This window comes from Methylobacterium sp. CCH7-A2 (assembly GCF_001557075.1).
GTDB lineage: Bacteria > Pseudomonadota > Alphaproteobacteria > Rhizobiales > Beijerinckiaceae > Allobosea > Allobosea massiliensis.
Genome location: NZ_LSKN01000187.1, coordinates 1 through 8,420, shown reverse-complemented (window position 1 = coordinate 8,420; position 8,420 = coordinate 1). Strand labels below are relative to the sequence as shown.

General features: G+C 68.7%; 10 protein-coding genes. 5 read left to right on the top strand and 5 right to left on the bottom strand.

Going from position 1 to position 8,420, the window contains the following annotated elements; translation table 11 throughout:
• Positions 1-175 precede the first annotated feature (175 nt).
• Positions 176-691, top strand: coding sequence for a MarR family winged helix-turn-helix transcriptional regulator (locus tag AX750_RS14515; RefSeq protein WP_066734075.1), 516 nt, complete (start codon positions 176-178; stop codon positions 689-691).
• A 3-nt stretch (positions 692-694) separates the two neighbouring features.
• On the opposite strand, the gene AX750_RS14510 is transcribed toward AX750_RS14515, so the two are convergent.
• The 3 genes from AX750_RS14510 to AX750_RS14500 form a co-directional block, all read right to left on the bottom strand.
• Positions 695-946: a hypothetical protein gene (locus tag AX750_RS14510; RefSeq protein WP_066734073.1), complete on the bottom strand. Its 252-nt coding sequence runs from the start codon at positions 944-946 to the stop codon at positions 695-697.
• Positions 947-1,031: 85 nt separating this feature from the next.
• Positions 1,032-2,366 (bottom strand): 8-oxoguanine deaminase, encoded by a 1,335-nt coding sequence (locus tag AX750_RS14505; RefSeq protein WP_066734070.1) that lies wholly within the window; start codon positions 2,364-2,366, stop codon positions 1,032-1,034.
• A gap of 72 nt (positions 2,367-2,438) precedes the next feature.
• Positions 2,439-2,720, bottom strand: a complete 282-nt coding sequence (locus AX750_RS14500; protein ID WP_066734067.1) for a hypothetical protein — start codon at positions 2,718-2,720, stop codon at positions 2,439-2,441.
• 259 nt (positions 2,721-2,979) lie between these two features.
• Between AX750_RS14500 and dapD the strand changes: the two genes are divergently transcribed.
• Positions 2,980-3,825: a 2,3,4,5-tetrahydropyridine-2,6-dicarboxylate N-succinyltransferase gene (gene dapD, locus AX750_RS14495; protein ID WP_066734064.1), complete on the top strand. Its 846-nt coding sequence runs from the start codon at positions 2,980-2,982 to the stop codon at positions 3,823-3,825.
• Between the two features lie 108 nt (positions 3,826-3,933).
• On the opposite strand, the gene AX750_RS14490 is transcribed toward dapD, so the two are convergent.
• Entirely contained in the window at positions 3,934-4,461 is a 528-nt protein-coding gene (locus tag AX750_RS14490) for a DUF1269 domain-containing protein (RefSeq protein WP_066734061.1), read from the bottom strand.
• 99 nt (positions 4,462-4,560) lie between these two features.
• Positions 4,561-6,069, bottom strand: a complete 1,509-nt coding sequence (locus AX750_RS14485) for an MDR family MFS transporter (protein ID WP_066734057.1) — start codon at positions 6,067-6,069, stop codon at positions 4,561-4,563.
• A gap of 429 nt (positions 6,070-6,498) precedes the next feature.
• Between AX750_RS14485 and AX750_RS14480 the strand changes: the two genes are divergently transcribed.
• The 3 genes from AX750_RS14480 to AX750_RS14470 are packed head-to-tail and all read left to right on the top strand — an operon-like array spanning position 6,499 to position 7,952.
• On the top strand, positions 6,499-7,434 hold the full coding sequence (locus AX750_RS14480; protein ID WP_066734054.1) for a beta-1,6-N-acetylglucosaminyltransferase: 936 nt from the start codon (positions 6,499-6,501) through the stop codon (positions 7,432-7,434).
• 25 nt (positions 7,435-7,459) lie between these two features.
• Positions 7,460-7,729 carry a DUF1488 domain-containing protein gene (locus AX750_RS14475; protein ID WP_066734052.1) on the top strand — a complete coding sequence of 90 codons (270 nt, stop codon included), beginning with the start codon at positions 7,460-7,462 and terminating at the stop codon, positions 7,727-7,729.
• A 4-nt stretch (positions 7,730-7,733) separates the two neighbouring features.
• On the top strand, positions 7,734-7,952 hold the full coding sequence (locus AX750_RS14470) for a hypothetical protein (RefSeq protein WP_066734049.1): 219 nt from the start codon (positions 7,734-7,736) through the stop codon (positions 7,950-7,952).
• The last annotated feature ends 468 nt before the right edge of the window (positions 7,953-8,420 follow it).

Below are 8,420 nucleotides of genomic sequence, written 5' to 3'. Positions count from 1 at the left end.
CCGCAAAGCCGGAGCCCTGTCCTTGATCGTCTTGCCGAGCGTCACGGCCCCCCACCCCGGCCCTCCCCACCGCAAGCGGGGGGAGGGAGACCGTCGCCATCCTTCAGGACCGACCACCGCTTGCCCCGCGCCGCACCACCATGTGAGATGCGCGCCAGGGATTGCGGAACGAACCATGCCTTCGACCAGACGCGACAGAGCCGCCGGGGAGGGCGCCGAGCGGGATGTCCTCGATCTCGGCGGCTACGTCCCCTATTTCCTGACCGCGATCTCCAACACCTGGTCGCGCAGCTCCTCGCGGCTCTATCTCGAGCGCTTCGGCGTCGGCGTCACCGAATGGCGGGTGATGTCGCAGCTCGCCATCGAGCCCGGCATCGCGGCGCAGCGCATCTGCGAGGTCATCGGCCTCGACAAGGGCGCGGTCAGCCGCAGCGCCGCGACGCTGGTCGCGGCCGGCCATGTCGCCGAGCGACCCGATGCCCGCGACGCCCGCCGCCAGCTCCTCGAACTCACCCCCAGCGGCTATGCCCTGCATGACCGGCTGATCGCGCTGGCCACCGCCCGCGAGCAGCTGATGTTGGAGGGCTTCAGCCCGCAGGAGCGCGCCCAGCTCCTCGATTTCCTGCGCCGCCTGCAGGCAAGGCTGCCAGCGCTGCGCGATTACGTCCCGCCATCGGGCGAGGGCGGCTAAGCCTCACCAGCGGCGATAGCCGTAGCCGAACCCATAGCCGCCATAGAAGCCGCTGAAATCCTGGTAGACATAGGTGCGCCGCGCCGCCGCCCGCTCGACATCGATCGTCTGCATGCACTGCGCGAAGGCGTCCGTGCCCTGTCGGAAGCCGTAGCCGCGACACTGCTCCATATCGAGCGCGCGGCGCTCCTCCAGCGTCATGCAGCCGCTGGCGGTCAGCGCCAGAGCGAGGGCGGCGAGCGGCGCGATCTTCATGTCCGGCATCCTTCGGTCGGCACGATCCAGGCTCCAATGGCCCCAGCCAGAAAAGGCCGCAAATGAGTCGAGATTGCGAAAGGCTTCAGGCGTAGCGGCGCGAGGCCGCACCATGGGCGCGCCTGAGAGCGGCGAGGTCGAGGCCGGGGATCGCCCCGTCGACCACCCGCCAGTGCCCGGCGACCATGACGCGGTCGGCCCGGTGCGCGCCGCACAAAACCAGTGCCGCGACCGGGTCATGCGCGCCGGAGAAGCGCAGCTCGTCGAGCCGGTAGAGCGCGAGATCGGCCTGCATCCCCGGCGCGATCGTGCCGATATCGGAGCGGCCGAGGCAGCGCGCCGAGCCCTGCGTCGCCCAGCGGATGACGTCGCGGGCGGTCACCGCGGCGGCGCTCTCATAGCGCAGCCGGTTGACCAGCAGGGCGTGCCGCAGCTCCTCCATCAGATTCGAGCCGTCATTGGAGGCCGAGCCGTCGACGCCGAGCCCGAGCGGCGCGCCCGCCGCCTCCAGCTCGCGCGTGCGGCAGAAGCCGGAGGCGAGCACGCCGTTCGAGGTCGGGCATTGGCAGACGCCGACCCCGGCCTTGCCCAGCCGGTCACATTCCTCGCTGGAGAAATGCACGCCATGCGCCAGCCAGGTCTTCGGCCGCAGCCAGCCGGTTTCCTCCAGCAGGTCGAGCGGGCGCTTGCCATAGACCTGCAGGCAATAGGCGTCCTCGTCTTTCGTCTCGGCGAGATGGGTGTGGAGCGGGGCATCGAAGCGCGCCGCCAGCTCCGCCGATTTCGCCATCAGCGACGGCGTCACCGAAAAGGGCGAGCAGGGCGCCAGCGCGATCTGGATCATGCTGCCGGGCGCGGGATCATGGAACAGCCCGAGCACGCGCTCGCTGTCGGCGAGGATCGTGTCCTCGTCCTGCACCACCGTGTCGGGCGGCAGCCCGCCATCCTTCTGCGACAGGTTCATCGAGCCGCGCGAGATCGTGGCGCGGATGCCGAGCGCGCGCGCCTCCTCCACTGCGATGTCCACGGCGTCCTCCAGCCCCGGCGGATAGAGGTAGTGATGGTCGGCCGCCGTGGTACAGCCCGAGAGCAGCAGCTCCGCCAGAGCCGCCCGCACGGCGAGGCGCAGATCGTCCGGGGTCAGTCGCGCCCAGAGCGGATAGAGCGCGGTGAGCCAGGGAAACAGCTCGCGGTCGATCGCGGACGGATGGGCCCGCGTCAGCGTCTGGTAGAAGTGATGATGCGTGTTGATCAGGCCGGGCAGGACGACATGCGCGGAGGCGTCGAAGACCTCGTCGACCGGCGCGGAAGGCTCGCCCCCCGCCGCGACCAGCTCGACGATGACCGCCCGCTCGACCACGACGCCGCCCGAGGCGGCCTCGGCGACGATGCCGAGCGGGTTCCTGATCCAGAGGCGCATGGGAGGTCCGGCGTAGGGGAAGGGTCGGGACCGACACTGCCGCCGCGGCCGGGCGAGGTAAAGCGCCGGTCCTCAATCCCAGGGCAGGTCGACCTTGCAGCGATAGCCGATGAAGCATTGCGGATTGTCGCGGCTCGGCACGAAGGCCGGCTCGAGGAACTCGCCATGCTGGCAGAAGCGGGGATCGTTGACGAAGCGGTCATAGGTGAAGCCGCCGGTGCCGAGCACGATCGCGCCGCTCGCCGCGACGCTCTGGCGGTTGACGGCGCAGCTGCGCTCCGGCGTCGAGGGGCGCGATTGCGCCAGGGCCGGCGCGGCGAGGACAAGGAGCATCAGGGACAGGGTCAGGCGCATCAGGGGGACCTCCGGCCGGTTCGCGGCATCGACCCCTCTTTAACACAGCGGTCCCGGCTGCGTTCCTGCGGCGAAACGGGCCGGCCCTGCGGGAAGGCGGGCGGCGTCCGGCTCGACCCGCCTTGACGCCACGCCGCTCATCCGCCATCGCTCGCCCCGTCATGCTCGGGCTTGTCCCGAGCATCCACGTCTTCACCTTGTCCACGTCGCGAGACGTGGATGGTCGGCACAGGGCCGACCACGACGAGAGAGCCGAGCCATGACCAATCTGACCGATCTCGCCGCCACCATCGACGCCGCCTGGGAAGCCCGGGCCGAGATCGGCCTCAACACGAAAGGCGCGGTGCGCGAGGCGGTCGAGCAGGCGATCGAGATGCTGGACGCCGGCCAGGCCCGCGTCGCCGAGAAGGTTGGCGCCGATTGGGTCGTGCATCAGTGGCTGAAGAAGGCGGTGCTGCTCTCCTTCCGCCTGACCGACAACATGATCATCGCCAACGGCCCGGGCGACGCCGTGTTCTGGGACAAGGTGCCCTCCAAATTCGCCGGCTGGGGCGAAAACCGCTTCCGCGCCGCGGGCTTCCGCGTCGTGCCGCCGGCCGCCGCGCGCAAGGGCTCGTTCCTGGCGCCCAACGTCGTGCTGATGCCGTCCTTCGTGAACATCGGCGCCTATGTCGACTCAGGCACCATGGTCGACACCTGGGCTACGGTTGGCTCATGCGCCCAGATCGGCAAGAACGTGCATCTTTCGGGCGGCGTCGGCATCGGCGGCGTGCTCGAGCCGCTGCAGGCCAACCCGACGATCATCGAGGACAACTGCTTCATCGGCGCCCGCTCCGAGGTCGTCGAGGGCGTCATCGTCGGCGAGGGCTCGGTGCTCTCGATGGGCGTCTTCATCTCGGCCTCGACCAAGATCGTCGACCGCGCCACCGGCCAGGTCCATATCGGCAAGGTGCCGCCCTATTCGGTCGTGGTGCCGGGTTCGCTGCCGGGCAAGCCCTTCCCGGACGGCACGCCGGGCCCCTCGCTCTCCTGCGCCGTCATCGTCAAGACGGTCGACGCCCAGACCCGCTCGAAGACCGGCATCAACGAACTGCTGCGGGATTGATCAACAGCCTCCTCGTCATTGCGAGGAGGCAAAGCCGACGAAGCAATCCAGAGCAGCCGCGCGCTTCAGTCTGGATTGCTTCGCTACGCTCGCAATGACGGGGTCCCATCACCCCACCGGCGTCGAAGCGCCCGCCGCCGGCGCCGCCGCACTCACCCCCGCCAGCGCGTCGCGCAGCGCCTGCTCGCGGCTGTGGTCGAGCGAGGTCTTCAGCACGGTGCCGCCGGTGCCCTTGATCGCCTCCAGCACCTTGTCGCCGGTGACGCGCTGGACGAGCACGAAGAGGGCGGCATTTCCCGGCTGCAGGCTCGAGGCCAAATCCTTCATGAAGGCGTCGTTGATGCCGTAATCGGTCAGCGCGCCGCCGAGCGCGCCGGAGGCGGCGCCCAGCGCCGCGCCCGCCAGCGGCATCAGGAAGATCGCGCCGATCAGCAGGCCCCAGAAGGAGCCCGACGCCGCGCCCATCGCCGTGGTGTTGAGCAGCTGGTTCAGCTTCACCTTGCCGCCCTCCTGCATGACCGCGATGGCCGCGTCGCCGATCTCGATCAGATACTCCTTCTGCAGGCCGAACAGCTTCTGCCGCATCTCCTCGGCGCGGGCTTCGGTCGGGTAGACGATGACGACGAGATCGGACATGGGGCTCTCCTGCCGCGGGTGGGATCGCAGACTAGACCGCGCTTCTTGACGGGTCTGTGGCGAGGCCAGCCGAAAGCGGCGGGCCCGGCGCGATCTCGATCAATCGACCGCGGGCGCCTTGGCCGCCTGGGCCGCGCCGCTGCGCAGCGGCAGTTCCTCCATCCGCAGCAGGAAGCCCAGCGCGCAGGCGAAGCCGAGGCAGGTTGCCCCGAAGACATACTGGAACAGCCGCACCATCGTCTCGCGATCGACGCCGTCGAGCCGGATCGATTCATGAGACAGGCCCGGCCCGGCGCTGCCGATGCCGCCGAGCACGATGGCCCCGAAGATCGCCACGATCAGCGCCCCGCCGATCTGGCGGAAGAAATTCGCCGCCCCCGTCGCGGTGCCGAGCTGGTGCGGCAGCACCGCGTTCTGGATCGAAACGGTCGCGACCGGCAGCATCGTGCCGAGCCCGACGCTGATCAGCGCCAGCAGCGCGCAGAAGGGCACGAGCGGCATGCGCCCGGCCTGCCAGGCCAGCAGCGCCACCCCGGCCAGCGCGACGCTGAGACCGATCACCGGTACGCGCTTGTAATTCGTCAGCCGCGTCATCGCCCGCCCCGACAGCGTCGCGCCCATGACCGTGCCCACCGTCAGCGGCAGCAGGCCGAGCCCCGAGGAGGCGGCACTCAGACCCATCACGCTCTCGAAATAGATCGGCAGGTAGATCGTCAGGCCGATGAAGGTGCCCATGCCGAAGCCGGCCGCGACCGTGCCCATCCGCACCACCGGATTGGCGAGGATGTCGAGCGGGATCAGCGGCTCCTGCGCGGTGCGCAGCCGCCAGGCGAAGGCGAGCCAGAGCAGCAGCGACAGCGCCACGAGCCCGCCGATCGGCGCCGACGCCCAGGGGTAATGCGTGCCGCCCCAGGAGAGCGCGAGCAGCAGCGTCATCGTCGCGCTGGTGATCAGCACCGCGCCGAGCAGATCGAGCCTGTGCGGCCGCTCATGCCGCGGCAGGCGCTTCAGCGCCGAACTCGTCATCAGATAGGCAGCCGCGCCGAGCGGCAGGTTGATCCAGAAGATCACCGACCAGTGCAGCCGCTCCGCGATGACGCCGCCCAGCACGGGGCCGAGCAGCGAGGACGCCATGAAGACGGAGGCGATATAGACCTGGTAGCGCCCGCGCTCCTTGGGCGAGACCATGTCGGCGACGATGGTCTGCGCCAGCGCGATCAACCCGCCGCCACCGAGCCCCTGGACGAAGCGCGCCAGCACCAGGAGCCAGAGCGAGGGCGCCAGCGCGCAGGCGAGCGAGCCCGCCATGAACACGGCGATGCCGCTGAGCAGCACGATGCGGCGGCCATGGATGTCGGCGAGCTTGCCATAGAGCGGCGTCACCGCGGTCGAGGCCAGGAGATAGGCCGTCACCACCCAGGGCAGATGCGTGACGTCGCCGAGCTCGCGCCCGATCGTCGGCATCGCGGTGGCGACGATGGTCTGGTCGAGCGCTGCCAGGAACATGGCGAGCATGATGCCGAAGAGGATGCGGCGGATGTCCTCATGCCGCATCGGCGCCTGCGCGGCCGCCGCCTGATGCGCCGGGGGGTCGACCCGCTGATCCATGAAGTGTCGTGCCTGCCCGTGCATCTGAGGAGGGCGCCAGTCTAGGTGGCGGCCCGGCCATGCACCAGAGGCGGGGCGAGCGGAGCCGGTCTGGCGGCCATGCACGGCGGCATGGCGCCTCTCCTGGCGGAGCGCCGAAGGGCATCAGCGGCATGACACCGAAGCGGGACCGCACCGGTCTTATTTTCGCTGCGACCTTACAATCTCAGGTCGGCTTCCCCATGTCGGATTCACGGTCTACGCGAGAAGCCGCCTTTGCGGTCGCTGCCAATCGCCAGGGCCAGCCTCGAGACAAGACGATATTCGGCCGCGCTTCGCCGGGAGGCGAGGAGCGCTGTCGCGCATCGGTTGCCGGAGCGTGGCCGAGGCGCGGGCCGTCATGCGGCTATTGATCTGATCCTGTTCGTTCCCACTGCAAGGACACTCACGTTGATCGCTTATCTGGTTCTGGTTCACCGGTATCCCGCGCAGTTCAAGCGCATGTTCAAGTCGATCTACGATCCCGCCAATCATTATTTGATCCATGTCGACAAGAATTCGGGGCCCGAACTCGAAGCCGATATTCGGCGGTTTCTGCGCGGTTTTCCCAACAGCGCCATCCTTGCGAGCCATCACGCCCGCTGGGGCGGTTACAGCCTCGTCGATGCCGAACTGCGCGGCATGGCGCAGCTGCTGGAAATGGGCGCGGACTGGGAGTTCTTCGTCAATCTCAGCGGCCAGGACTACCCGCTCAAGAGCCAGGACGAGATCGCCACGTTCCTGAAGCGCAACCGCGGCAAGGAGTTCATCAAGGTTCTCGACCAGCGCACGGCGCGGCCCGAGACGATGAAGCGCGTGAGCCGCTATGTCGTCGAATTCGAGAAGCGCATCGTCCGGACGCCGTTCCCGCGCAGCTTCATGGCCGGCGTCTCGCCCTATATCGGCAATCAGTGGATGATCGTCAGCCGCCGCTTCTGCGAGTTCGTCTGCCACGATCGCGAGGCCGAGCGCTACAAGGCGTTCTACCGCAACACCTTCATCGCCGATGAGGGCTTCTTCCAGACGGTGATGATGAACACCGCCGAGCATGGCGAGATCGTCAGCGACGATCTGCGCATGATCGACTGGGTCCCGGACGGCGACATCAAGCTGCGCCCGCGCACCTATCTCGCCTCCGACGCGCCGGAGCTTCTGGCGAGCGCCTGCCTCTTCGCCCGCAAATTCGACGCATCCGTCGATGAGACGATCCTCGATGTTCTGGACGACCACCTCAGCGCCGATGATCTCGCGCCCGCTCTGGCCCCGTCCATCCCGTCGCGCCGGCCGGTCTCGATCCCGGTCCACGCTTCGGTTCCGGTCTCCCAGGCCGCCTTCCTGGCGTCCTGAGCCGCAGCGCAGAACAGAGGTCATCATGTCGCTGAACTTTCCCAATCCGGTCCGCAGCTTCGATGCCGGCCGCTCCTGCGTCAGCTTCTGGGGCTCCGACGCCTCGCTCGAGATCGCCTTCCAGATCGAGATCGACGCGCTGCGCCGGCTCGGCGCCGAGCCGGGCGAGGCCCAGATGCTGGCGACCTTCGACAGCCATCGCGACGCCATCCTGAGCGCGGCCGCAGCAGCCTATGGCCGCCACAAGGGCAGCTATCACCGGCTCACCGTCGCCGACATCGGCGGAAAGGCCTGAGATCATGGCACGCCCTCCCTACAAGACCGGCGATCTGGTCCAGCTCACCGCCGGCTTCCACAACCAGGTCCGGCCCGGCCCCTTCGAGATCACGCGGCTGATGCCGCCGCGTGACAACAAGGAAGAGCAGTACCGCGTCCGCGGCCCCGACGGCCTCGAACGCGCCGTGGGCCATCACGAGATCGAGGAAGAGATCCCGCTTCCCGGCAATACGGCGGGTTAGGCGAGTCTCTGCCTGCCCACGCCAACCGTCATCCTGGGACGACCGAAAGGTCGGCCAGGGATCCATCGGAGGGGGCCGGCGCTCGATGATGGATCCCGGTCTTCGCTGCGCGAAGCCCAGGATGACGGCGCTTTTTCGAGTGGCTCGGGGATAGCGTCCGCATCTTATCCCCGCTTCCCAGACCCATGCCTATTCTCCCCTCGCTCTCCCCGACCGAGGGGGCTTCGCGAGGCGTCGTGTGGCCGGGGAGAGGCGGTGTTCATGGGGGAGGGCCGTCGCGGGCTCGACGCCATGGAGGGACCGTCGTCGTTCGGGCCGAACAGGCAGGCCCCGTCCTTTGCCGGACTTAAAACACGACGCCGGGACCATCAGACAACCGTGCGCGGGGCGAGGTGGTGGCTGTTGACGCTGCCTCGACACGACATTCGACATCGACATCGGCACGCAGCCGTCGACTGCGACGCCACC

Coding starts and splice junctions, on each gene's coding strand:
- AX750_RS14515 (WP_066734075.1), top strand. CDS start 176: ATGCCTTCGACCAGACGCGACAGAGCCGCCGGGGAGGGCGCCGAGCGG.
- AX750_RS14510 (WP_066734073.1), bottom strand. CDS start 946: ATGAAGATCGCGCCGCTCGCCGCCCTCGCTCTGGCGCTGACCGCCAGC.
- AX750_RS14505 (WP_066734070.1), bottom strand. CDS start 2,366: ATGCGCCTCTGGATCAGGAACCCGCTCGGCATCGTCGCCGAGGCCGCC.
- AX750_RS14500 (WP_066734067.1), bottom strand. CDS start 2,720: ATGCGCCTGACCCTGTCCCTGATGCTCCTTGTCCTCGCCGCGCCGGCC.
- dapD (WP_066734064.1), top strand. CDS start 2,980: ATGACCAATCTGACCGATCTCGCCGCCACCATCGACGCCGCCTGGGAA.
- AX750_RS14490 (WP_066734061.1), bottom strand. CDS start 4,461: ATGTCCGATCTCGTCGTCATCGTCTACCCGACCGAAGCCCGCGCCGAG.
- AX750_RS14485 (WP_066734057.1), bottom strand. CDS start 6,069: ATGGATCAGCGGGTCGACCCCCCGGCGCATCAGGCGGCGGCCGCGCAG.
- AX750_RS14475 (WP_066734052.1), top strand. CDS start 7,460: ATGTCGCTGAACTTTCCCAATCCGGTCCGCAGCTTCGATGCCGGCCGC.
- AX750_RS14470 (WP_066734049.1), top strand. CDS start 7,734: ATGGCACGCCCTCCCTACAAGACCGGCGATCTGGTCCAGCTCACCGCC.